The organism is Winogradskyella helgolandensis (assembly GCF_013404085.1).
In the GTDB taxonomy this organism is placed as follows: Bacteria; Bacteroidota; Bacteroidia; order Flavobacteriales; family Flavobacteriaceae; genus Winogradskyella; species Winogradskyella helgolandensis.
On record NZ_JABFHO010000001.1, the window covers coordinates 2,814,880 to 2,840,371 of the forward strand.

Here is a 25,492-nt window from a genome sequence, read left to right on the forward strand (position 1 = left end):
GATTAAAATAGTTGTATTTTAACTTTTGCAGATTTAGCAATTTTAAACTGCTGGAAATGTATAATTATTAAAAAGATATAAAAACAATTGTTATAGTTAACCGATTTACAATTTAAATAGCGATATTTAAAAACGTCTTTATATTAAGTGTTTGATTAACTGTTTAGTTTTCAACAATAATGAATTAAATATTGATACAAATAGCTTATTTTTGCCGACTTTAATTTTTAATTAACTGACTTAAAACTAAACAATTGAAACATCTGCTTCTAAAGGCTAATCAATTAGAACTAGCATTGATAAAGATGTTCCATGTGACACTTATAAAACAATAGAAAATACACATGAAAGAAGAACATTTTAAATGGTACTCCCCAACCTTAAGCAAGGATATTGAGATGCTTGTTTTTGGACATGCTGGTTATCCATTAATTCTATTTCCTACAACCATGGGAAAACATAATGAATGTAGAGACATGAAACTTGTGGAATCTGCAAGGTGGTTTGTTGAGCAAGGCTTGGTTCAAATTTATTGCCCAGATAGCATTAACGAATTAAGCTGGTATAATAAGAATATTCATCCTGCAGAGCGTGCTAAAAATCATGCATGGTATGATGAGTTTATAATGAACGAGTTGGTTAATAAAATATGTCATGATAGAGGCATAAGTAAATTAGCTGTTGCTGGCCCAAGTTTTGGAGGGTATCAAGCGGCGAATTTCGCTTTTAGACATCCAGAACGTGTTAGCCATATGTTTAGTATGAGTGGATCTTTTGATATCAAATCTTTCGTCGACGGCCATTATGACGATAATGTATTTTTTAACAATCCTGTAGATTTTCTTCCAGGAGCTAACCATCCAGAATTGTGGAATATGAAAATTGTTCTTGGAGTAGGTGAGTGGGATATTTGTTTAGACGCCAATAAGAGATTAGCTAGTATTTTAACTGAAAAAAACATACCTTTCTGGTATGATGAACATAAATGGGCAGAACACGATTGGCCATTGTGGAATAGAATGTTTCCACATTATTTATCAAAACTATAAACTAACGAATTAATTAAACCATCAAATTTACTTTTAACATGAAAAAAATAGGTATTTTATTTGGTCAAGAAGACACCTTCCCTTGGGCATTTATTGACAGAGTTAACGAAAAAATTAAAGCACAAGGTATAAAAGATATGGTTGCAGAAGCGGTATCGATTGATACTGTAGAACAGGCAAAATCTGATGAATATGCTGTTATTATAGATAGAATTTCTCAAGATGTTCCATTTTATAGGGCGTATTTAAAAAATGCAGCTATTACCGGAACGGCTGTAATAAATAATCCATTTTGGTGGAGTGCAGACGAAAAGTTTTTTAATAATGCACTTGCTGAAACTATTGGGGTACCAGTGCCTAAAACGTTTATTTTACCATCATCTCATCGTCCGCCTGATACCGATGCCAATTCTTTTAGAAATATGAAATTCCCTTTCGATTGGGAGAAAATGTTTGCTACTATTGGTTTTCCTGCATATATGAAACCACATGATGGTGGAGGTTGGAAAAGTGTTTATCGTGTAGAAAGTCCTGAGGATTTATGGGAAAAGCATGGAGAAACTGAGAATTTAGTGATGATGTTGCAAGAGGAGATTAACTTTACACATTATTTTAGATGTTACGCTTTAGGTACGGATCAAATACATATTATGCAATATGAACCTAGAAATCCACATCACTTGCGTTATGTCATTGATGGACCTCCTGTAGATCAAAAACTTTTGGACTTAGTTGAAGCGTATTGTATTAAATTAAACACCGCATTAGGTTATGATTTTAATACGGTTGAATTTGCTGTAAGAGATGGTATTCCTTATGCTATTGATTTTTGTAATCCTGCTCCAGATGCTGATATTAATTCTGTAGGACAGGAAAATTTTGATTGGATTGTAGAAAATGCAGCTGATATGGCCATTGCAAAAGCAAAGAAATACAAGAAAGGACAAATGAATCTTACTTGGGGAACTTTTGTAAAAGATCAAATTGAAGCTCCAAAAGCACCAAAGAAAAAGGCTCCAATAAAGAAAGCATCTGCAAAAAAAGCAGTAGCAAAAAAAGCTCCAGCTAAAGCTGCAGGGCGTAAAAAGTCTACAGCAACAAACGCTAGAGTAAAGAAAGCGCCAGCTAAAGCTACTGCAAAAGTAGGAGTTAAGAAAGCTCCAGTAAAAAAAGTAGAAGAAAAAGTAGCGACACCAAAAGCCACAGCAACGAAAGTCGCTAAAAAGAAAGCACCAGTTAAAAAAGCGGCAACTAAGTCAAAAACTGCTAAAAAATAGAATTGCACATAAACCTGATTGTTTTTAATAATCAGGTTTAATTTAACCCTCGTTCTATATGAAGTTCACATTAGGTATTGAAGAAGAGTATCAAATTATTGATCCTATTTCTCGCGAATTAATTTCTCACGATCAGAAAATTGTAACTGAGGCTGCCAAATATCTTAACGACCAAGTGAAGGCAGAAATGCATCAAGCGGTTGTAGAAGTTGGTACTAATATTTGTGAAGATATTACAGATGCAAGATCGCAAATATCATTTCTTAGAAAATCTATTTCTGGAATCGCAGGTGATTTAGGTTTTAAAATTGGTGCTGCTGGGACACACCCTTTTTCAAAATGGGAACATCAATTGATTACACCAAATCCACGTTATGATGAGATTATTACGGAGTTGCAAGATACGGCACGTTCTAATTTAATTTTTGGATTGCACGTTCATGTGGGAATGGCAGATAAAGAAATGGCTATACATTTAGTAAATGCCATGCGCTATTTTTTACCGCATTTATATGCATTATCAACCAATTCTCCGTTTTGGGAAGGTAGAAATACAGGTTTTAAGTCATTTCGATCTAAAGTGTTCGATAAATTTCCAAGAACAGGTATTCCAGGAGTTTTCGAAAATTATGCGCATTATGAGCATTATGTAAATCTTTTAGTGAAAACCAATTGTATAGATAATCCAAAGAAAATTTGGTGGGATATTAGAGTGCATCCATTTTTTCCAACTTTGGAAGTTAGGATTTGTGATGTGCCATTAACCGTTGATGAAACCATATGTATTACCGCAATTATTCAAGCATTAGTGGCTAAATTATATGACTTAAGAAAACATAATCTTAATTTTATGAATTACCATCGTGCATTGATTAACGAAAATAAATGGAGAGCAAGTCGCTATGGAATTGATGGTAAAATGATAGATTTTGGTAAAGAGTCTGAAGTGGAAACCAGACTTTTGATGTTAGAATTACTAGATTTTATTGATGATGTTGTGGATGATTTAGGCTCGAGAAAAGAAATTGAGTACATCCACCAAATGCTTAAGAACGGAACAGGAGCAGACCGTCAATTAGAAATATTTAAACAAACAAAAGACCTGACTAAAGTAGTTGATTATATTATAGATCAAACTATTTCAGGATTATAAAAATAAACCCTACGTATTAGATTACCGCTGAAGTTTATCTTGAGCATTATTGAGTAAGAAATATATTTCATACGAAGATAGATTACAAAGTAAGTCGAAAGACAGCAAATGAATATGAAAAAAGATAAATTAAAACTAGCAATTTTAGATATGAACAACGATGAACCCAATCAAGGGTTGCGTTGTATCACTGAGATAGTGAGTACTTTTAATGACGACTTAGAGTATCAAATATTCAATGTCAGAGCAAAAAATGAATTGCCAGATACATCATTCGATATTTATATTTCTAGTGGAGGACCAGGAAGTCCTTTAGATGATGGGGAATGGAGGAAACCGTATCTACAATTAATGCAAGACCTTTGGGATTTTAATAAAACATCTTCTGAACAAAAGAAATCTGTATTCTTTATCTGTTATTCGTTTCAGGTGATGTGTCATTATTTTCAATTAGGAGAGTTAAAACCTAGACGCAGTACTTCTTTTGGAATTTTGCGTATGCATAAAACAAAAAAAGGACATAATGATCTTATTTTTGAAGGGTTGAGTGATCCGTTTTATGCAGTAGATTCTCGCGATTGGCAACTTGTTCAGCCGCGCCTAACGGTATTTAAAAACCATGGATCTACTATTTTGAGTTTAGAAAAAATTAGAACGCATGTAGAATTAGAACGTGCTATTATGGCTGTTCGTTTTTCTGATGAGTTTGTAGGAACACAATTTCACCCAGAAGCCGAACCTGTGAGTATGGAAGCGTATTTTGGTTTAGCAGAAAATAAGAAGAAAGTTATAGATAGTTTTGGAGTAGAGAAGTACAACCAAATGATGGATCGTATTGATGATCCTGAAAAAATTGAGTTAACTTACAATACGATTTTACCAAAGTTTATTAGAAATGCCATTAGTAAAGTTAATCAACCTGTAATGTCTTAATTGAAAATGATAAAGAATATCCGCGACGCTTATAATGCCAAGTTTTCTGAAGAAACCTATCAAACGTTCATAAATGATATTGATACGTTATTTAATTTTAAGGTTAATTTCAAAATTGCAGAAACACCAGTTTTTATTCCGAAGGATTTAAAAGAAAAATTGGTTGAAGCTTGTCACGATATTATGGCTGTTATTAATAAGCCTAACTTTAAAGAGTTAACAGATGGTGCATTTTTCGATGCTAATACAATAGTGCCAAATGAAGATGAACATTCAAAATTTATCCAATTAGATTTCGGTATTTGTAAAGATGACAATGGAGAATTGACTCCTAAACTAATTGAATTACAGGGATTCCCGTCGTTGTATTTTTTTCAAGAACTTATTGGAGGTAAATATCGTGAGCATTTTGGTGATGCTATTCCAAGTGATTTTTCACAGCATCTTAATGGTATGACAACCAACGATTATATTAATTTGTTACAGCAAGAAATTGTTGGTGACACTGACCCAAAACAGGTTATTCTTTTAGAAATAGAACCAGAACAACAAGCAACAGCCATAGATTTTTATGCCACTGCAGCTAAGCTTGGGATTAAAGTGCTTTGTATTACTGATTTGAAAAAGAGAGGAAAAACACTCTTTTATTTAGATAATAATGGAGATGAAGTTGAAGTCTTAAAAATATACAACCGTATTATTTTTGATGAATTACACCAACGTACAGATTTGAAGACAGCATTCAGTTTTCAAGATGACATTGATGCTGAATGGATTGGGCATCCGAACTGGTTTTACCGAATAAGTAAATACACTATGCCTTTGTTAAAAGGGGATTATGTTCCTAAATCTTATTATTTAGATCAACTAGAAAGCATTCCTGAGGATTTAGAGAATTACGTTCTTAAACCTTTATATTCATTTGCAGGCGCAGGAGTAGAGATTCATGTCACTAAAAACATGATTGATAAGATTACAAACAAAGCTAACTATTTACTCCAAGAAAAAGTGGCTTATGCACCAGTTATTGAAACTATGGATGAGCCAGCGAAATGTGAAATTAGAATGATGCTACTTCATAATTCTAAAACCAACAAAACCGAAATTGTAAGTAATTTGATGCGCTTAAGTAAAGGCGAAATGGTTGGAGTAAAGTATAACAAGGACAAAACTTGGGTTGGTGGTAGTACTGGCTTTTTTGAGGGATAGTTTTTACCTCGTAAATATTCTTTTATGGCTGAGCGAAGTCGAAGTCAAACTTTCACTAGCAGTAAGAATAAATTTTTTTTACTTTGAAAAGTCCGAAATTATTAATATTTAAAACAGATTACCATATATATATTAATAAATCAGTTCTTTTAAAATTTACACTATATTTATCGACTAGAAAAAATCTAGATATTTAAAAACCAAATCTTAACTAGAACATATTAAAATATAAGGATATGTTGGTTATGTTATTAAACCTTAATTATTATGAAAAATTTAAAATTCAAATTACTGAGCCTTATTGTTATTTGTGGCCTTTCATTTACGTCTTGTAGTTCTGATGATGATAGTTCTTCTTCTGGGGATTTAGAAGCTGATACTTTTATAACATTTACAATTGATAGTGAGGACTATAGTTTTGTTGATATAGTTAGTGCAGAATCAAATTCTATTACATTTAATGGTAATAATGGTGAAGGTCTTTCAGATGCAGGTGATACTCAAATTGCACTTTGGTTACCTTTAGGTATTACTAATGGTAGTTTTGATGTTGAGCCAGGTTTCGATGCAGAATACCAAATATCATTCACTTCTGAGTCTTTAAATTTCGATTTCGATTTTGCAGAAAGCGGTACAATTACAGTTACACAATCAACTGGTGAATATGTTGAAGGAACTTTTACTGCAACAATAACAAATGACGACGATACAACCATTTCAATAGAAAATGGTGAATTTAGAGCTTTATCAATGGACTAAAACATAGTTTTTGTGATTAAATTTTAGCCCTTGTTAATTTAAGATTAACAAGGGCTAAATTATTTAGGAATGTAAATTATATTAGATAAGAGTGTCTATTATTCCGACTTATCAGGTGCAGGCAAACTCGCATGAAATTCTTTACCAATACGTTCCGTATATTGATCTAATAATTCTAAAACACGTTCACTAGAATCAGAAACTACAATTAATCCGATATGCCACGCTTTGGTCATTCTCCAAACGATCTCTTTGTCGGTGAAACTAGACGTGTCAGGATGTTCGAAGCGACTTAAAGACACTACGATGCCTGCATATTTATTATTGATTTTTGGAAGTTTGTAAACGTTTTTTCTAAGATTTGCAGCTTCAATTTTTGCCCATTCTCCCCAAAGATTAACTCCTGATGCTGCTTCTACCATTTCGGCCAAATTAGCTCCACCAACTCTAGAAGAGGTTTCTAAAAAGAACAATTCGCCTGTAGCTTTAGATTGTATAAACTCTGTATGAGACGCACCAAATTGCATACCGAAGGCTTTCATCACTTGAGCATTCATTTTTTGTAAGCCTTTTTCTTCTTTAGAACCAATTTTGGAACTTGCCGATCTAAAAATACCACCACCATGCGCGACTTCAAAAGGGGTGTCTAAATATTTACTCACTCTGGCGAAAGCAACTTTTCCGTCTACATTTAAACCATCAACATGATACACATCACCTGGAGCAAATTTCTCAACGAGGTAATTATCACGTTCATCACCAAGTTCATTAACAACATGCCACAATTCATCTTTAGAATGAATTTTTTTAATACCAGTAGCAGAGGCTTCCATTCTTGGTTTTATTAACCATGGAGGACTGACGCGATCCGCATAGTCATTAATAGAATCGTTATTAAATAAGTCTGTAAATTCTGGGACGTTGACGCCTTCTTCTAAAGCTTTCATTCGCATAGCGAGTTTATCTCTAAAATAATGTGCCGTCGTTCTACCCATGCCAGGCATTCTAAAATGCTCTCGAAGTAGTGCTACTTTTTCAACATCAAAATCATCGAGTGCTACAAAGCGATCAAATTTTATGGTTCTCGATTTATAAGCGATTCCTTTAACCACGTCTTCATGATTCCATTTTTCAATATAGAAAGTGTCATCTATAGATTCCCATGGCCAAGGTTCTTTATCTAACTTCTTTTTAGTTAATAAATAGACATTATTACCTTCAGTTTTAACGCTTTTTAGAAAATCTTCACCTTTAAAATAGGTGGAAATACAAAGGAAATTTAATGGTTGTTTGGACATGTTTTCTTAGTTAGAATCTCTATGGCTTTGCTTATTATAGTAATGCCACAGTTTGATTGGTTGATAATTATAATGAACAAACAATTTACGAAACTGATAATTATTTTGAAGCTTTTTTCTTAATAAATTCTGTAATTAATTGAATGCCATAACCTGAAGCACTTTTCATTTTTGCATAAGGAGAGCTTCCAAAAGACACACCAGCAATATCTAAATGCATCCAATTTTTATGCTCTTCTGTAAACGATTCTAAAAATTGTGCAGCATTTGTCGCTCCTGTCAACGGTTTACCGCTGAAATTTCTTAAGTCAGCAATATCACTATGTAAGTCACTTTTGTATTCTTCAAACATTGGCAATTGCCAAACCCGCTCGTGGACTTTATAACCAATATCAGACATCGTCCTTGCCATGTCTTGGTTATGCGTAAACATGCCTGCAGCTTCATAGCCTAAGGTTCTTACAACGCTTCCTGTTAAGGTGGCTAAATCAATAAGATATTCTGGTTTTATGTTTTTAACAGCATAACTTAAGCCGTCTGCTAATACTAAACGACCTTCGGCGTCTGTATCAATAATTTCAATGGTTTTACCAGAGTAGGAGTCAATTACATCTCCAGGTCTGTAGCTTTCTGCATCCACAGCATTTTCTGCAGAACACACAATACCAACAATATTAATGTCAAGATTTAATTTAGCAACCAATTCTACAACACCTAAAACGACAGCCGCTCCTCCCATATCACTTTTCATGTAATGTAGGTTGGTTGAAGGCTTAATGGATAATCCACCAGAATCGAAAGTAATCCCTTTGCCAACTAAGGCAATGTCAATTTTTTTACTTGGTTTTGGAGTGTACTCTGTAATTATTACGACAGGTTTATTAATGCTACCTTTTCCAACAGATAAAACGGCATCGAAGCCTTGTTTTTTGAGCTCTTTGTGTTTTAAGACTGTACATTTATAATCTGCTTTTTTTGCTGATTTTTCTGCCCATTTCCCTAAGAATTCAGGTGTTTTAATATTTGGAGGTGCATCAACTAAGGCTTTTATTTTGTTGATGGTTTCTCCTGTATATTGTCCTTCGTCTAAAATAGTTTTAAGCGTTTTAGTTGAAGCAAATGAAATCGCTGTTTTATTTGATTTCTCTTTTGTTGATTTGAATTCACCAATTTCATATTGCGTCATTTCAATTCCAATGACTGCTTTTTTGGTCTCCTCGTCACTTAAATGCTCAGCGTAAACCTGAATCGTTTTATCCCAATGCTTCTGTGTTTCGAACGCTAATTTTTGAAATGTATTTTCTATTTTAGCACTATGTTTTTCTTCTCCTAAACCTATGAGGTATATTCTGTTACCGTCTTTTCCATAAAGTAGTTGATAGGTAGAAAAGCTACCGTCAAAATCGGGTTTAGCGATAGGTAAAAATTCTTTTATAGCATCAAGATTGTCTTTTCTACAAGGTAGAATAAAGTCCTTTGAGGTATCTAATGTTTTGGTGTGTTTGTAAGTCATAACTATGAATTAAAATAGAGCCATTTTACGGCTTTTGGAAATTCTTCTCTCCAATGGGCTTCAGAATGGTTCCCGTGTTCATTAATTGAAAAATGAAAATCAATCTGATAACCATTAATCATTTTTTCTTGGATAATGCCTCCTAATCGATGGGCATTTGGTAAATGCTCTGCACTTTCTTGTCCACCTGAATATAAATACAATTTTGATTTTTGTAGTGGCTCAAAAGATTTAGTGCTTTTGAAAATTTTATTAGAAAGCCATAGGCTAGGGGAGAAAATCATCATTTTACCAAAAACACCAGGATTTTTTAGACCTGCATGTAAACTAATTAAACCTCCCATAGAGCTCCCTCCAATACCTGTATTATTAAAATCGGTTAAGGTTCTATAGTGGCTATTGATGTAAGGAATGAGTTTTTCAATCATAAATTGAATGTAAAAATTCCCTTTGCCTTCTCCAAAACGAGGGTGATAATAAGGTAAATATTCGCTGATACGTTCCTCGTTTCCATGGTCTACAGCAATTATTATAAGATCACCAAAACCTTGTTCTGCCAATTGTGCCATTGATTTATCAATAGCCCAATCACCAAATGGTGCAGCAGGATTAAATAAGTTTTGGCCATCTTGTAAGTAGAGTACAGGATAGCGTTTTTCAGTTTCATAGTAATCATGCGGTAATAATGCTGAGATTTTACGCGTAGCATTAAGGTGTGGTATTTCGTAAGCTTCTTCTAGTATTTCTATTATAGGTTCGAACTCCGTCACTGTCATTTGTTTTAATTTAGGCATAGCGAATGTACTATTTTATGGTATTAATTGCCATAAAAATTTAAACAGATGTTAATAATGTTTTAATGATAGATTAATTTATATGTTAAATTTGAAATAGAAATAATTAGCTTTAAACCTAACTTCTCAATATGAAATAGTCGATTCTAATAATATAAACTATTTTAGTCGCGTCTTTTTTTATGAAAAGATGACCAAATCCAATCTATATGGCAACAAATCAAGAGCTTATTGATAAACTAATTGAAAAATTAGAATTATTGTTTAAAAAGCAAGCTGAGTTTTCGTCCGAAATTGAAAGTTTAAAAGCTGAATTGTACCACTTAAAATCCGGTACGATTGAAGAAGAAATAGTTCCGGTTAAAGAAAACAGTATTGTTGAGCCTGAAATTGAAATCGAATCTGAACCTATAATAGAGATTCAGGAACATGTCAAATCCACTATAGAGCCCATTTCAGAGCCAGAAGTTAAATCTGAGTTTGTTGAGACAGAACAAGACAGTGTAGCTAATGAAAAACCTAAAGCAAAATCGAGTTTAGAGAAGTTTATTGGTGAAAACATTCTGAACAAAATAGGCATTGTTATCACAATTATTGGTGTTGCTATTGGTGCAAAATACTCCATTGAAAATGATTTAATTAGCCCATTAACACGAATTATTCTAGGCTATTTTACTGCTATAGGCTTACTTGGTTTTGGCATCAAACTCAAAAAGAAATATGAAGCGTACAGTGCTGTTTTAGTGAGTGGCTCAATTGTAATCTTATATTTTATTACATTTTTCGCTTATAACTTTTACGATTTAATTCCGCAGATGCCTACGTTTGCGCTCATGGTGATTTTTACAGCATTCACAGTTGTTGCAGCCATAAGTTATAACCGACAAGTTATTGCTCATATTGGTTTGGTTGGTGCTTATGCCGTTCCGTTTTTGTTGAGTGATGGCTCTGGACGCATAGAAGTATTGTTCAGTTATACGGCTATTGTTAATATCGGCATTTTAATTATTTCATTCAAAAAATATTGGAAATCACTGTACTATTCAGCCTTTGTTTTTACATGGCTAATTTTTGGATCTTGGTTCTTTTCCGAATACTTTGAAGATGAACAATTTAGTTTGGCATTAAGCTTTTTAACTATATTTTTTATTATATTTTATATGACATTTTTAGCCTATAAAATGTTGAAAAAAGAAGTGTTTCAATCGAGTGATGTGGTGCTGCTGCTTCTTAATTCATTTTTATTTTATGGCTTTGGTTTTGCGATTTTAGATAACCATGAAACAGGTACACATTTATTAGGGTTATTTACACTTGGAAATGCGGTTACCCATTTTATAGTAAGTGTAATTTTCTATAAAATGAAATTAGGAGATAAGAACTTGTTTTATTTAGCTTCAGCTATGGTTTTGGTATTTATTACCATTACAATTCCTGTGCAGTTAGATGGCAATTGGGTGACGTTACTTTGGGTAAGTGAAGCCGCTTTATTGTTCTGGCTAGGACGAACAAAAGGCATTAAAGTGTACGAGAAATTATCGTATCCCTTAATGATTTTAGCATTTTTAAGTCTTCTACAAGATTGGTCTTTTGCATACAGTGCTTATTATGGCTTAGATGTGGAGGATCAAATAACTACGGTTTTTAACATTCATTTTTTGACCTCGTTATTATTCGTTTCTGCATTTGGAGTTATAGTTTGGTTGTCACTTAGAGACGAATATACTTCAGCTTTAAAGCCAACTTCAAATTGGTCTCGTTTGTTAACCTATGTCATTCCCTCTATATTAGTATTTAGTGCTTATTATGCCTTTAGATTAGAAATTGAACTGTATTGGGATCAATTGTATCATACGACTAAAATTATAATACCTTCTGAGGATACTTATGATAAGTCTATCTTTAATTATGATTTAAGGGATTTTAAAACCGTTTGGATTCTCAATTATTCGTTATTATTTGTGGCTTTGTTGTCGTTTATAAATTTCAAGTTGATAAAAAACACCTTATTAGAGAAAATCATTTTAGGCTTCACTGTAATGAGCATATTTGTGTTCTTAATTCAAGGTTTATTAGCTTTAAGTGATTTGAGAGAAAGCTATTTAGACTCTTCAGAATATTTTGCGCAAAGCAGTTTTTATTTATGGATTCGCTATGTGTCGTTTATCTTTTTAGCTATAGCATTATTTACGTGTTACAAGTTTATAAAACGTGAAGGCATTTCTAAAGCATTCAAAATTGGGTACGATGTTTTATTGCATATATCCATTATTTGGGTGTTGAGTAGTGAGCTTATTCATTGGATGGATATATCGGAATCCACGCAGTCTTACAAACTAGGATTAAGCATACTTTGGGGAGTATATTCATTCCTTTTAATTGCTTTTGGTATATGGAAAGACAAAGCTTACTTACGAATTGGAGGTATGATTTTCTTTGGAATTACCTTAATAAAACTCTTCTTTTACGATATTGTGCATCTTAATACCATTTCAAAAACCATTGTGTTTGTATCGCTTGGTGTGCTACTTTTAATCATTTCATTTTTATACAATAAATACAAAAACCAGATTACAGATGACGTTAACGACTAGACTATTCATTGGTTTTCTTATTGGTTGTTCTACCTTTTGCACAGCGCAGATGGCAACTTATAACTATAAAAGAACTTTAGATGATGTAACTGATGAGTGGCACAAACTCACGTTGCCAGATGCCGTATTTGGAAAGGTGAAATCTGATTTGTCAGATCTTCGGATTTATGGAACAACGGTAAATGATACCGTTGAAGCACCATATTTATTAAAGATTTTTTCTGATAAAATAATTCATAAAACGATTCCATTTGATATAATCAACAAATCAAAAGGGAGTAATGGTTATTATTTTACATTTCAGTTGCATTCCGAAGCAACAATCAATCAAATCAATTTAAATTTTAAAGAGCAAAATTTTGATTGGAAAATTGAACTTCAGGGTAGTCAGGACCAACAAGAATGGTTTACATTACTTGAGGATTACCGAATTCTATCAATTAAAAACGAAACAACCGATTATAAATTCACAAAACTTGTTTTTCCTGATGCTAAATACAGTTTTTTTAGGCTTATAGTGAAACACAACGAGCAACCAGAATTGGTGTCTGCGCAATTAGCTGAACATGAAATTTCAGGTGGAAGTTTTATTGAACATCATATCAAAAAGTTTGAGACTAATGATGTTAAGAAAATTAAAACCACGGAAATTAATTTAGAGTTAGACCAACCCGTTTCGATAAGTCAAATACAAATTGACGTGAGTAACACGTTTGATTATTACAGACCACTAAAAATCGAGTACCGGAATGATAGTGTTAAAACAGAAAAAGGATGGAATTACTATTATAAAACCATAACAAATGGCACCTTAAATTCGCTTGAAGCGAATAGTTTTAATTTTGATAACACCATTGCAAAGCACTTAAAGTTAATTATTTACAATAGTGATAATCAACCGTTGTCTATTGGTAAGGTTTCTATAAAAGGTTATGAACATCAGTTAATTGCTAGGTTTACTGAGCCTGCAGATTATATGTTGGTTTATGGGAATTCTTCCGTTAGAAAACCAAATTATGATATTGCTAAATTTACCAGTAAAATTCCAAATTCTTTGGATGCTTTAAGTATTGGAAACGAGGAAATTATTGAGAAACTAGAACAGCCAAAAGTGAAACCGCTATTTGAAAATAGCTATTGGCTTTGGGGTGTAATTGGTGTCGTTATTTTAATTCTTGGAGGCTTTACTTTGGGGATGATGAGGAAGAGTTAGGGTTTGTTATTTATTAAGTTTATCAAAGTATTTAGTTCTATAAAATTTGTTTACATCTCTACTAATAGTGTCCTGATTATATTTTGTAATATAATATTCAAAATCAGATTCTGTTGTTTTAAAAAGTGAATCTCCTATGTTTAACTTATTATGAATAAAAAAAGGAATTTCTTTATTCCATTTATTATCTATCCTAATAGTTCTCGTTCTACCGTTATTTGTATTTAAAAATAAATTCGTAATTTTTCCTGAGTAGTATGAGTTGTGTATGCTTTTGTATTTTTTTTCCAGAAAACTCAATGAATTATTTTGAATTAATGAAATGGTTATAATTATTATGAGTATTGGAATAAAAACTAAAGCTAAAGCCCTCTTTATTGATTTCTCTTGCTTTATTAATTCAGTTTCATTTTTCGGACTCATTAATTATAACACTAAAAAATATTAATCTACAATCTTCCCATCAACCATTGTTAACTTTCGGTCTGCCATAGCAGCTAATTCTTGGTTATGCGTAACGATGACAAAGGTCTGATTAAACTCATCCCTTAATTTAAAGAATAAGTTGTGTAATTGATCTGCCGATTCGCTATCTAAATTTCCAGACGGTTCATCAGCAAAAATAATATTTGGATTGTTTATTAAAGCTCTTGCGACAGCAACACGTTGTTGTTCGCCTCCAGACATGCTATTAGGTTTATGATGGATGCGTTCACTTAAACCTAAATAATCTAGTAATTCTTTTGCGCGTTTTTCGGCATCAGCTTTTGGTGTGTTGTGAATAAAAGCAGGAATGCAGACGTTTTCTAAAGCCGTAAATTCTGGTAACAACTGATGAAACTGAAATATAAAACCAATATTCTTATTTCTAAACTTTGCTAAAGCTTTATCATTTAAAGTTTTAATGGATTGATCGTTTATAATTAATTCAGTGTCTGACTTATAATCGGGTTTGTCTAAGGTTCCTAAAATTTGAAGTAGGGTGGTTTTACCAGCACCAGAAGCTCCAACGATAGAAATAATTTCACCTTCTAAAATGGTTAAGTCAACACCTTTTAAGACTTGAAGATCTTTATAGGCTTTCTTAATTTGCTTTGCGGAAATAACAGTTTTACTCATACGATGTGAAATTAATACTTAATGGATTAATGTACAATACTAATAGGTAGATTTATTAATTATAAGAATATGCTTAAATTTACTACGGTCTATAAATTGTCAAACTCGCATAAAAATTATTGCTTAAATGCTAAAATGACAGCCGAAATTTATTTGGAATAATAATTGATTCACTTAAAGTAATTAATACACTTACATGAATAAATACAAAAAATTAGTATTTGGTCTTCTTTTAGATGCTTTGGGCCTAGTCTCATTTATAATCCCAGGAATCGGTGAGTTCTCAGATATTATTTGGGCACCAATATCGGGTTGGTTAATGACTAAATTATATAAAGGAAAAGCAGGTAAAGTAGCAGGAGTCATTTCTTTAATAGAGGAAGGATTGCCTGGCTTTGATGTGATACCAACATTTACTTTAATGTGGTTTTATACCTATGTTTTTAAAAAGGAGACTATTGAAAATAAAGCATAAAAAAAGCACTCAAATTGAGTGCTTTTTTTAACTGTATTACAAAAAACAATTACTGAACTTCTACAGCAAATGTAACTTGTACATCTGTGCTACCACCAGCATTTGCAGATGTTCCGTCATTAGGTTTTGTTGGTTCGTGGATCAACTCTATAGTAAGAGAACCAGTTCCAGCATTACCTGTAGTTAGTGTTGTTAGAATGCCTATTGGATTACCGTCAACATCTGAATCATCTTTTGTAATAGTGATATCTGAGATTGATGGCGTGTAAAAGAACTCATGTTCGTCACCTTCTTCTTGTACTTCTAATGTGATATTATCAGCAGGACTTTCAGTTTCATTCAATAATTGAATGGTTCCAGTATATGTTGTATTTGCGGTTAATGGACCAGAAATATCATAAGTTCCGTCTGCACCACCTTCACCATCTAAATCTTGAAACTCTAAAGTCACAAAATCTACTCCGTTAGTAAGCGTGTACTTAACGGTAGTTATAAGTTCTTCTTCATGGTCATGATTATCGTGGTCGTCATCATCACTAGAGCAGCTTACAAAAGCGATACTTGACATAAAAAGCACGGCTAATAATTTAATTGTTTTAATTGATTTGATATTTTTCATAATTTTAATTTTTTGTATTAATAATTGATTTTTATTTTTAAGTTAATATTTCTGCCTAATTCTTCAGAGAAATAACGTTGCCTATTTAAATACTCATTGTAATTCGTATTAAATAAATTTTCGATATTAAGTTCTAGTTTCAATGATCCGGTTTTAAATGCTTTAAAACTAACGGTGCTATTAAAACTCAATAGAGAATAAGCAGCAGGTGTAGAGCTAATGTCTACATATACATCCTCTTGTAATACAGGATCGAATGTATAAAAGTTGTAATCTGGATATTTGTTTTGTTGTAATACAGTTTTGTGAGTTAAACTAATTGATAATTGGTTCAATTCATTATTATAATAGGATATACTATTTGTAAAATTTGTTGAAGGCATATGAATGAGTGGTATGTCTTCTGAAAGGTTATCACCTTTTAAAAGGCTCAAATTGCCTTTGTAATTAAATCTATTGGTGATTTTTTTATTGATATCAATATCAACACCAAATATTTGTGCGTTAATCTGATTGTATTCCCAAACCGGAAATGCACCTCTTATTGTAGTGGTTATACCAACAGGAATAAGTTGGATATAATCATTAATGGATTTAAAATAAGGACTAATTGAAAATCCAAAATCTTGATTATTATGCTCAAAAGACACGGCAAATTTATTAGCAACCTCTTTGTTTAACGTTAATAATCCGGTTTCAATTCTTGCGGCACTATGATGCAAACCATCGCTGAACAATTCTGAAGGATTAGGGACTCGGGTTGCTAAACCATAATTAACAAATAACGATAGGTCATTATTAAATTGCTTTGAATACCCTAAGTTAGCAGAAATGTTATGAAATGTAAATTCAGGACGTGTTAAAATCTTAGAATTATCGATGTCATTAGTTTCAAACTGTGGAAATAATTCATCGTAGTTATACGTGTCATTCCAATCTGTTAGATTGTACCGCTTTTCAGCTTCAATTCTCGTATAATCATAACGTGCTCCAGCACTTATTTCAGAAGAGTCATTTAAATCATAATTTCCTATAAGATAAACACTCGCGTCATACTTATCAAAATCTGGAATTAAAGGACTTACACCTGTACCCGAAACGGCATCGTTTTGCTGATAACGAACCAATACACCTGCATCTAGTTTTAAATTTTCTATATAATCTATTAACAAATTAGATTGTAAAGAATTTGTAAATAATCTAAGATCTATAACAGGCGTGTCTGCTAAATCACCTCTTCTTAAATCGAATTCTTTTCGTCTATTAATTTGCATATCGTACTGAACGGTTAGCTTTCCTAGATTTTTAAACCGTTTATAGGCTTCAATCTTAGCTAAATGATGCAAAATATTTTGTTTAGGATAATCTATAGTATATGAGAAATCTTCAATGACACGAGGTTCTCTACTATTTATGGCAGCAACCAAATCTCCGACATTACCAATATGTGATGCTTGTAAAATAGCAAACTCATTACTCACAACGCTATAGTAGGCGTCAAACCCTTTTTCAAAAGTTCTATAACCAACTCTAGCAGAAGCGTTGAGATTTTTTAAACCGCTATTGGTTAAATAATAATCAGGTGCTTTAAAATCTCCAAATTGTTTGTAGCTTGTTTGGATTCTACCATAAAACCCAGATTTATAGGTTTTAATAAGTTCAGAATTAATATTACCACCACGTCCATTTGAATTTAACGATAACATAGTGCTACCAAATAAACTATCTTGAGCCACATAGCGTTTAGGCTGTATAAGAATTAATCCTCCAATAGCATCACTTCCATATTTTAAAGTATTTGCTCCCTTAATGACTTCGACCTTGTTGCTCGCATTAATATCAATATTTGGTGCGTGTTCGTCTCCCCATTCTTGGTCGAACATACGCACATTGTTATTAATGATTAACAAACGACTACTATGCAAACCGTGAATCATTGGTTTTACAATCGTATTTCCTGTATTTAATGACGATACGCCACTCACAGAATTTAGCGCATCACCTAATGATTTATCGGTGTATTTTTCTAAGTCAGCTTTATTTAAAGATTGCTCAATGCTAGTACCTTCTGTTTTTAAGTGAGAACTTACCACAACTTCATTGAGTTCTTCTAAATGATGCTCTAAGGAAATAACTTTAAAAACGTCATTTTCAATTGTGTACGAGACTGTTTTTGTTTCGCATCCAATATGAGATATCGTCAATGTTAAGGTGCCAGTACATAAATTTTCAATTTTGAATTTCCCATCAAAATCTGAAATTAAATACTTATCACTTTCTATAATGTGAACAGTAGCAGATTCTATTGGTGTTCCGTCATGAAAATCTTTGATTTCGCCTAAAAAAATATAATTGCAATTTTGACTGTAGCTAAAGCTAGAAATAGCTATAACTAAGCAAATAATTAATCGTTTCATTCAAATAGATTTATTAGAGTATTAGAAATTTATAATTCTAACTAACCGAAGGAGGTCCTCTAACAAAGCCTATTGAATGCTGATAATTTTTTAAAGAAATATAATATGAAGGCAGCTGCGTAACAGCTGTTTTTGTTAAAGCTAATTCATAGTTGTTAAAAACTATAAATAGATTATTGGAGAGTTTGAATTTATAAAAATTACATTCAATATCAGCATCATGAAAATGTGTATCTGAAGACTTGTCGTTTTCGCAAACTTCATGAGTGTGATGTGAAAATACATGATTCAATTTAACAGCAGAAGGTAACAACACAGCTAGCACTAGCATAATTGCTAATGTTCTAAATAGTGATGTTATTGCGGTTTTAAAATTCAATCTAAAAAACGTTTTAATCCAAATCTACTTAACATTTTCTTTTCAAATTCCCAGAAAAACTTGAATTGCCCAAAAAGCCATCCAAAGGAAACTAAAAGAATCTGATAGAAAATAAGCCCAATGATAATGAATAAAAACCAGTAAAGAATAGGGTTTAAGTTTTCTTTAGTAATTCCTATGAGTTTTATAATCGGTCTGCCAACAAATAAAGATGATGTCCCTGTAAATGCAAACACCATAAAAACCCGAATCATTTCCCATTTATAATCGAGAACCCATTTCTTTTCGAGTTTTTTGAATATGAATAAGGTTAACTTTAATAAAAGATAAAAGACAACTATTGATTCTATGATTTTTAAAACCAAATTATAATCTGGAAATATAGCATTCGATATTTTAAAAGCCGAATATCCTAAAATAAGCAAACCAAAAAAGGGAAATAACAACTGCCAATTGTGTTGAATTTCCCACTGTTTTTTAAATTTTTCCATAGCACGTTTTCAGTGCTGCAAATTTAATAAATTAAGATGTCTTTCTATACTAAATTCTAGGAGCAAAAGAAGATAGGCGTTGGTTGTATGTTATTTGAAAATAGAGAAAGTAATTGTATAGTTTATAATTTACCTCATACCCATAATCTGTACGCGTGTCATAATCTATTCTAACTTCATATAGATTAGGGTCATACGACTGCGGTTGTAAGTTTCTCTGGTTCCAGGCTTGCACTAAAATAGCATTCCGAGACTCTAACCATTGCTGAGAATGATAGCCTTCTGGTCTTGCAGTACTTAGTAACCATGAATTAAATCCAGGTTCTATAATTATGATTTCATAATCGTTTTCATCGCTACTAATAGAAACAGTGTCACTTTGTACTAAGCTGTGCTTGTTTTCATTATTGATGACTGGATTGGTGTTGTAAGATTTACAACTAGCAATTAGAATTAGGACAATAATAAATGGGATAATTTTTTTCATATTCATAATAATTAAAGGTATTAAAAAAATGTTTGAGTGATTAATGTTTTACTTCATTTTAACACTACAAATCAACATGATATTAAAGAGAATTACAATTACCAATATGTAAACTATGGGTTTCAATGCGTGAAACTACGGTTTTTAAAAGGCTAAATTTTTAGTAACAAAAAAAGCAGCTCGTTAGAACTGCTTTTGTATATAATAAGGATGGGAACTATTATTTTCCGAATATACCTCCTAAAAGACCACCAATACCTCCTGAGCTTTTGTTGTCGCCACCTAAAACCATACCAGCGACATCATCGATAACGCTACCGTCACCATCGGCATCCAATATTTTTTCTAAAAAGCTTTGTTCATTAGCAGTATCATTACCGCCTAATAAACCACCTAAAAGACCACTTATGTCAGACTGAGAACTTGCATTACTTTGGCTCGCTTGTTTTCCTAAAACACCCATTAAAATTGGAGCTGCTACTTTTAAAATATTAGCGACTGAACCAGCATCTAAACCAGATTTTTGACCAATAACTTGTTCTACACCTTGTTGCTTACTACCTAATACATGGCTAAGGATTTTAGCTCCATCATCTTTTACGTTATCATCAACGCCACCACCAAATAAACCGCCAAGGTTATCTAAGATACTTCCGTCATGCTTGCTGCTTAAAGCGCTCATAAGTCCTGCTGCTCCTTCTGGGGTAGAAGCATTACGCTCCATTGCTTTCATAAGTACAGGTAACGCCATTGTTAATACGCTACTTGTTTTATCTTGATCTGTTCCTGTAGAACCAGAAACACCACTAATAATTGATTTTCCGATATCACTGTTTAATAAGTCTAAAATTCCTGCCATTTTGTATATAATTAAGGTTAATAAAATTTAAGCATTTGAAGGTACAAAAAAAGTCCCACGTTAGTAGGACTCATTTTATTTGATTTGGTCACATTTATAATGTTAACCTAAAATAGTTATGATTTGCTCAGCTAATTCAGTACCAATTCTATCTTGTGCTTCATTCGTTGCTGCTCCTGTATGCGGAGTTAATGATAATGCAGGATTCATTAGTAATTGAATTTCTGGTTGTGGCTCTTTCTCAAAAACATCTAAAGCAGCTCTAGAAACTTTACCGCTTTCTATGGCTTTAACAAGAGCAATTTCGTTAACAACTCCACCACGTGCAGCATTAGCGATAATAACACCATCTTTCATTTGTTTGAATTCAGCTTCGTCAATAACATAGTCTTTCTGTGCTGGTACGTGAAGTGTTAAAAAATCAGCTTGTTTCAAAACGTCTTCTTTTGAAATGGTTTCAATTTCAAAATTTAATTTCTGACCATCAAAGAACTCTAATTCTAAATTCGCTTTTTCTAAAAATGGATCAAAAGCAACAACTTTCATTCCAGCTCCAATTGCCACTTTAGCTGTAGCCTGACCTATACGACCAAAACCTAAAACACCTAAAGTTTTACCTTTAAGTTCAGTGCCTTTAGCATAAGCTTTCTTTAAGTTTTTAAATTTAGAATCACCTTCTAATGGCATATCGCGATTAGAGTTATGTAAATAACGCGCTAAACCATAAAAATGTCCAAATACTAATTCTGCTACTGAATGTGACGATGCAGCAGGCGTATTGATAACACTTAAGCCTTTGCCGCGTGCATAATCCACATCAATATTATCCATACCAACTCCACCACGGCCTATAATTTTTAGGCTAGGGCAGTTGTCAATTAAATCCTTTCGTACTGTTGTTGCGCTTCTAACTAATAAAACAGAAATGTCATTTTTGTTGATGTAGTTTTCTAATTGTTCTTGTGCAACTGTTGTTGTGATAACTTCGTAACCAGCAGCTTCTAATGCATTAATTCCACTTTGAGAAACTCCGTCGTTTGCTAATACTTTCATTTTCCTATCCCTATCTCTTTCTTAAAGAAAGAGAACTGATTCGGGTAATTTTATAGTTAATATTAAATTTTATTATTTTGTTTTAAAAAACGCTCTTTTTATGATGTCTAGGTGAATACTGAATACTGCCTACTGACAACTAAAATTTAAGCTTTACTTTCTAATTCGCTCATAACTTCAACTAGCGCTTTTACACTATCTAAAGACAAAGCGTTATACATTGATGCTCTGTAGCCTCCAACACTTCTGTGACCATTGATCCCATTAATACCAGCTTCTTTTACCATAGCTTCAAAAGTTTCCTTTAGGTTTTCGTTTTCTAAAGTGAACGTAGCATTCATTAAAGAACGATCTTCTTTAACAGCATAGCCTTTAAATAATGGGTTTAAATCAATTTCAGAATAGATTAAACTCGCTTTCTTTTCGTTTTCCTTTTCAATTGCTTTGATACCTCCTAAGTTCTTTAACCATTCTAAAGTTAACATAGAAACATAAACAGCAAATACAGGAGGCGTATTAAACATACTTCCTTTGCTGATGTGTGTTTTATAATCCATCATTGATGGAATTTTACGCGATACCTTTCCTAAAATATCTTCTTTTATAACCACTAGAGTTGTTCCTGCAGGTCCCATATTTTTTTGAGCACCAGCATAAATCAAATCAAATTTTGAAAAATCTAACTGACGCGAAAAAATATCACTACTCATATCACACACCATAGGAATTGGAGAAGTTGGAAAACTTTTCATCTGAGTGCCAAAAATAGTATTATTGGAAGTACAGTGAAAGTAATCGTAATCTTCTGGAATATCGTAACCTTTTGGAATGTAGTTGTAATTTGCACTTTTTGAAGACCCTACTTCATATATGTCATCATAGATTTTAGCCTCCTTAATAGATTTGTCAGCCCAAGTACCAGAGTTTAAATAACCAGCTCTTTTTTCTAATAGGTTTAAAGCTACCATTAAAAATTGTGTACTCGCACCACCTTGAAGGAAGAGAGCTTTATAACCTTTACCTTCTAGTCCTAACAGCTCTAATGCTAAGGATCGTGCATTTTCCATAACATCTACAAAAGGTTTGCTTCGGTGAGAAATCTCTAATAGAGAAAGTCCGTCATCAAAGTTTAAAACTGCTGCTGCTGCTTGTTCCATTACCGATTTTGGTAGTACACATGGTCCTGCACTAAAATTATGTTTTTTCATTGTATTATGAATTTAGTTCAGAATCTTAACATATAAATTCTGAATCTATTAATTTTTAAACAGCTACAAAGGTGCTAATTAATTGCTTAAATTATGTTACGAAAATGATAATTTTTATCTTATATTTCTAATAAAAACTCAACAGTATCTACATTGTCTGCATAATCCCAAAGTTGAGGATTTTGAGTATTTCCAAAAGTAATTTCATTATTAGCGAATCCATTAGCTACTATACATTGTATTTTGTCTGAATCCGTTGCTAATTTTTGTTGCAATTCTGAAATATCATTATATTTTTCATAAAACAACGTAGCAATAGGTGAGGCGTAGCTGCCGTCTTCTTTTATCATAAGGAATCCATTTTCTAACATATCAAACTCACTCATTAAATAAACCGCTTTATTATAATCGTAGTTGTTAGCGTACTTGGATTCATTGATAATAGGATGCCATTTATAAACGGCATTAAAAAAGGCATCAAAATTATAATCCTTTGGTATAAAGAATTTAGACACATTTCTACAGCCTAAACCATAATACCTAAAAATATCATCAGATAAAGCTTCGAGTTCTTCTTTAGTTTCGTTTCCTGTTAATACAGCAACTGAATTTCTGTTTTTTCTGATAATAGAAGGTTTGTTTTTAAAGTAATATTCAAAATAACGCGCTGTATTATCACTTCCTGTTGCAATAACGGCATCGAAGTTTTCTAGTTTTTCTTCAGTAAACTTAATTTTACCTTTAAAACCAGGTTCTACAACTTCTAAATACTTCGCTAAAAAGGGAAGGAGGTGCTTGTCGTTAGACGATTGTTTTACAAGTACATTATGTCCCGATATAAGGACACTCAAAAAGTCATGAAAACCAACTAAAGGAATATTTCCTGCCATAATAATGGCAATCGTTTGTGGATTTAAAGTGTTAAAGTTATACTGTTCTACCCATTGGTTAATGTTCTTGTTAGTCAAGGCATTAGACCAATTTTTTAGGGTAAATGTAATATTCTGTTTTGTAAACCACCCGTTATGTTCTTGTGCTAGTTTTAATTGGTGTTTAAAGCCATCAAAAAACAAATCATTAGCTTCGATAGTATCATTTTTAATAACTTCGTTTTCTTTAAATTGATTTAAAAAGGCGCCTAATTTTACAAATGCGTTAATTCTTTGTTGTAAATCCATAATGGGTTTGGTTATGCGATGTTTTGGCTTTATTTTTGCAACTGCAAATTTAAGCAAAGCAAATGAGCAAGAAAAGCTTTGATTTTGATAATAAATTAAATTTTCAGAAATAAGTATAGCTCATTTTAAATGATCAATAAAAACAGAAATTATTATGGCAATTATAATCACGGACGAATGTATTAATTGTGGAGCATGTGAGCCAGAATGTCCAAATACTGCTATTTACGAAGGTGCTGACGATTGGCGCTATTCTGATGGTACAAGTTTAAAAGGTAAATTAGTTTTACCTAATGGAAAAGAAGTAGACGCAGACGAAACACAAGAGCCAATAAGCGATGAGGTATATTATATCTCACCAGATAAATGTACGGAATGTGTTGGTTTTCATGAAGAGCCTCAATGTGCAGCGGTTTGCCCTGTAGATTGTTGTGTGCCAGATGAGGACCATGTGGAAACTGAAGAAGTTTTATTAGGAAAACAGAAGTTTATGCATCCTGATGGTTAAGTCTGTACTGAAATTAATTCAGCATAAATAATCAATATTTTATTTTAATTAAATCCTGAGTCTTTGGCTTGGGATTTTTTTTTGTAAAATTGAAATATGAAATATTTGTTAATTGTAATAATTGGTTTTTCAATCGTTTCATGTCAACGGAAAGAAAACCACTCGTTAGCACCATTAAAAATTGATAACATTGATAATGTTTCTTTTTTGATGCATCAAATGAACCTTGATTCTGTTTTTGAGATTATTACTTATGGCAAATATGCTTCTGCGAATAAAGGTGATACTGTAAATGTTTATACTTCAAATAAAGAGAACGTTATCAGACAGAAATTGAAGAGTTTTATGTGTTGCAGTTTTGCTTTTAAATATGACTCTTTAGGTTTTTTGATTGCGAAGAACACCTTTTTCGATTACGAAACAGATTATGCAATGGATTATCAAATGGTTGATAACCAAATAATTGTTACAGAAAAAGACAACTTTAATAATACTCTAATATATTTCTATAAAATTGAAGATGAGCGTCTAATTTCAAGAACGGTAAAACACAAACTAGATACTACTTGTATTGAAAACGTAAAGTTTCATTACAATTCTAAAAATCAATTAATAAAAAGGTTTAGTGAAGCTAGAAATCATTTTGAAGATGAGTTTGATTATATGAAAACGGTTAAGACGTATTCATGGGATAGCAAGAATTTGTACGAGACAAGGGAGAAACAATATTTTAAAAATGGTATTGATTATTATGAGACTGTTACTAAGTTTGATTTAGATGGATTTCCGTTTTCCAAATCTATACAGAAGAATATGGATACTATTGCTAAAACTAGGATAGTGAAATTCTAAGTCAATTTTATTGAGCATATTCAGAATTCATCGACAATATTATCTTCAGTTGATT

24 protein-coding genes and 1 pseudogene are annotated in these 25,492 nt (G+C 32.4%); 11 read left to right on the top strand and 14 right to left on the bottom strand.

Going from position 1 to position 25,492, the window contains the following annotated elements; translation table 11 throughout:
- The first annotated feature begins 344 nt into the window (after window positions 1–344).
- The 6 genes and pseudogenes from HM992_RS11840 to HM992_RS11865 all read left to right on the top strand — a co-directional run bounded on the left by HM992_RS11840 (window position 345) and on the right by HM992_RS11865 (window position 6,380).
- A complete protein-coding gene (locus HM992_RS11840) occupies window positions 345–1,049 on the top strand; it encodes an alpha/beta fold hydrolase (protein WP_179319813.1) in 705 nt (234 codons plus the stop codon).
- Between the two features lie 38 nt (window positions 1,050–1,087).
- A pseudogene (locus HM992_RS11845) lies at window positions 1,088–2,038 on the top strand (ATP-grasp domain-containing protein); the annotation flags it as partial.
- Between the two features lie 346 nt (window positions 2,039–2,384).
- Complete coding sequence (locus tag HM992_RS11850; protein WP_178985193.1) at window positions 2,385–3,479, top strand: carboxylate-amine ligase; 1,095 nt, start codon at window positions 2,385–2,387, stop codon at window positions 3,477–3,479.
- A 114-nt stretch (window positions 3,480–3,593) separates the two neighbouring features.
- Window positions 3,594–4,412, top strand: coding sequence for a type 1 glutamine amidotransferase (locus HM992_RS11855; protein ID WP_178985194.1), 819 nt, complete (start codon window positions 3,594–3,596; stop codon window positions 4,410–4,412).
- Between the two features lie 6 nt (window positions 4,413–4,418).
- Window positions 4,419–5,621 carry a hypothetical protein gene (locus HM992_RS11860; protein ID WP_179319814.1) on the top strand — a complete coding sequence of 401 codons (1,203 nt, stop codon included), beginning with the start codon at window positions 4,419–4,421 and terminating at the stop codon, window positions 5,619–5,621.
- A 267-nt stretch (window positions 5,622–5,888) separates the two neighbouring features.
- Window positions 5,889–6,380 (top strand): hypothetical protein, encoded by a 492-nt coding sequence (locus tag HM992_RS11865; RefSeq protein WP_178985196.1) that lies wholly within the window; start codon window positions 5,889–5,891, stop codon window positions 6,378–6,380.
- A gap of 98 nt (window positions 6,381–6,478) precedes the next feature.
- On the opposite strand, the gene HM992_RS11870 is transcribed toward HM992_RS11865, so the two are convergent.
- The 3 genes from HM992_RS11870 to HM992_RS11880 form a co-directional block, all read right to left on the bottom strand.
- Entirely contained in the window at window positions 6,479–7,678 is a 1,200-nt protein-coding gene (locus HM992_RS11870; protein ID WP_179319815.1) for an ATP-grasp domain-containing protein, read from the bottom strand.
- A gap of 100 nt (window positions 7,679–7,778) precedes the next feature.
- A complete protein-coding gene (locus HM992_RS11875; RefSeq protein ID WP_179319816.1) occupies window positions 7,779–9,191 on the bottom strand; it encodes a leucyl aminopeptidase family protein in 1,413 nt (470 codons plus the stop codon).
- Between the two features lie 2 nt (window positions 9,192–9,193).
- Window positions 9,194–9,985 (bottom strand): alpha/beta hydrolase, encoded by a 792-nt coding sequence (locus tag HM992_RS11880; protein WP_178985199.1) that lies wholly within the window; start codon window positions 9,983–9,985, stop codon window positions 9,194–9,196.
- A gap of 209 nt (window positions 9,986–10,194) precedes the next feature.
- Between HM992_RS11880 and HM992_RS11885 the strand changes: the two genes are divergently transcribed.
- Together HM992_RS11885 and HM992_RS11890 are read left to right on the top strand one after the other, a co-directional pair.
- A complete protein-coding gene (locus HM992_RS11885; protein WP_179319817.1) occupies window positions 10,195–12,579 on the top strand; it encodes a DUF2339 domain-containing protein in 2,385 nt (794 codons plus the stop codon).
- Entirely contained in the window at window positions 12,563–13,792 is a 1,230-nt protein-coding gene (locus tag HM992_RS11890) for a DUF3999 family protein (RefSeq protein WP_179319818.1), read from the top strand. The genes HM992_RS11885 and HM992_RS11890 overlap by 17 nt, the downstream gene beginning before the upstream one ends.
- 6 nt (window positions 13,793–13,798) lie before the next feature.
- Here the strand turns inward: HM992_RS11890 and HM992_RS11895 are convergent, their stop codons facing one another.
- Both HM992_RS11895 and HM992_RS11900 read right to left on the bottom strand, forming a co-directional pair.
- Window positions 13,799–14,215 carry a hypothetical protein gene (locus tag HM992_RS11895; RefSeq protein ID WP_179319819.1) on the bottom strand — a complete coding sequence of 139 codons (417 nt, stop codon included), beginning with the start codon at window positions 14,213–14,215 and terminating at the stop codon, window positions 13,799–13,801.
- A gap of 21 nt (window positions 14,216–14,236) precedes the next feature.
- Complete coding sequence (locus HM992_RS11900; RefSeq protein ID WP_179319820.1) at window positions 14,237–14,911, bottom strand: ABC transporter ATP-binding protein; 675 nt, start codon at window positions 14,909–14,911, stop codon at window positions 14,237–14,239.
- Window positions 14,912–15,107: 196 nt separating this feature from the next.
- Here HM992_RS11900 and HM992_RS11905 point away from each other — a divergent pair, with 196 nt between their 5' ends.
- Window positions 15,108–15,386 (top strand): hypothetical protein, encoded by a 279-nt coding sequence (locus HM992_RS11905; RefSeq protein ID WP_179319821.1) that lies wholly within the window; start codon window positions 15,108–15,110, stop codon window positions 15,384–15,386.
- A 49-nt stretch (window positions 15,387–15,435) separates the two neighbouring features.
- On the opposite strand, the gene HM992_RS11910 is transcribed toward HM992_RS11905, so the two are convergent.
- The 9 genes from HM992_RS11910 to HM992_RS11950 form a co-directional block, all read right to left on the bottom strand.
- Window positions 15,436–16,005, bottom strand: a complete 570-nt coding sequence (locus HM992_RS11910; RefSeq protein ID WP_179319822.1) for a type 1 periplasmic binding fold superfamily protein — start codon at window positions 16,003–16,005, stop codon at window positions 15,436–15,438.
- A 17-nt stretch (window positions 16,006–16,022) separates the two neighbouring features.
- Entirely contained in the window at window positions 16,023–18,422 is a 2,400-nt protein-coding gene (locus HM992_RS11915) for a TonB-dependent receptor (protein ID WP_179319823.1), read from the bottom strand.
- Between the two features lie 37 nt (window positions 18,423–18,459).
- Window positions 18,460–18,753 (bottom strand): hypothetical protein, encoded by a 294-nt coding sequence (locus HM992_RS11920; protein WP_179319824.1) that lies wholly within the window; start codon window positions 18,751–18,753, stop codon window positions 18,460–18,462.
- A 44-nt stretch (window positions 18,754–18,797) separates the two neighbouring features.
- Window positions 18,798–19,292, bottom strand: a complete 495-nt coding sequence (locus tag HM992_RS11925) for a DUF6787 family protein (RefSeq protein ID WP_178985208.1) — start codon at window positions 19,290–19,292, stop codon at window positions 18,798–18,800.
- A 49-nt stretch (window positions 19,293–19,341) separates the two neighbouring features.
- Complete coding sequence (locus tag HM992_RS11930) at window positions 19,342–19,779, bottom strand: DUF6146 family protein (RefSeq protein ID WP_178985209.1); 438 nt, start codon at window positions 19,777–19,779, stop codon at window positions 19,342–19,344.
- Window positions 19,780–19,999: 220 nt separating this feature from the next.
- Window positions 20,000–20,638 carry a DUF937 domain-containing protein gene (locus HM992_RS11935; RefSeq protein ID WP_179319825.1) on the bottom strand — a complete coding sequence of 213 codons (639 nt, stop codon included), beginning with the start codon at window positions 20,636–20,638 and terminating at the stop codon, window positions 20,000–20,002.
- A 102-nt stretch (window positions 20,639–20,740) separates the two neighbouring features.
- A complete protein-coding gene (locus HM992_RS11940) occupies window positions 20,741–21,691 on the bottom strand; it encodes a D-2-hydroxyacid dehydrogenase (protein WP_178985211.1) in 951 nt (316 codons plus the stop codon).
- 146 nt (window positions 21,692–21,837) lie between these two features.
- On the bottom strand, window positions 21,838–22,899 hold the full coding sequence (gene serC, locus HM992_RS11945; protein WP_178985212.1) for a 3-phosphoserine/phosphohydroxythreonine transaminase: 1,062 nt from the start codon (window positions 22,897–22,899) through the stop codon (window positions 21,838–21,840).
- A gap of 119 nt (window positions 22,900–23,018) precedes the next feature.
- Window positions 23,019–24,077, bottom strand: coding sequence for an acyl-CoA reductase (locus HM992_RS11950; protein WP_179319826.1), 1,059 nt, complete (start codon window positions 24,075–24,077; stop codon window positions 23,019–23,021).
- Window positions 24,078–24,231: 154 nt separating this feature from the next.
- Here HM992_RS11950 and HM992_RS11955 point away from each other — a divergent pair, with 154 nt between their 5' ends.
- The gene (locus HM992_RS11955; protein WP_179319827.1) at window positions 24,232–24,585 is read left to right on the top strand and encodes a 4Fe-4S dicluster domain-containing protein; all 354 of its coding nucleotides are present in this window, start codon (window positions 24,232–24,234) and stop codon (window positions 24,583–24,585) included.
- 96 nt (window positions 24,586–24,681) lie between these two features.
- A complete protein-coding gene (locus tag HM992_RS11960) occupies window positions 24,682–25,437 on the top strand; it encodes a hypothetical protein (RefSeq protein ID WP_179319828.1) in 756 nt (251 codons plus the stop codon).
- The last annotated feature ends 55 nt before the right edge of the window (window positions 25,438–25,492 follow it).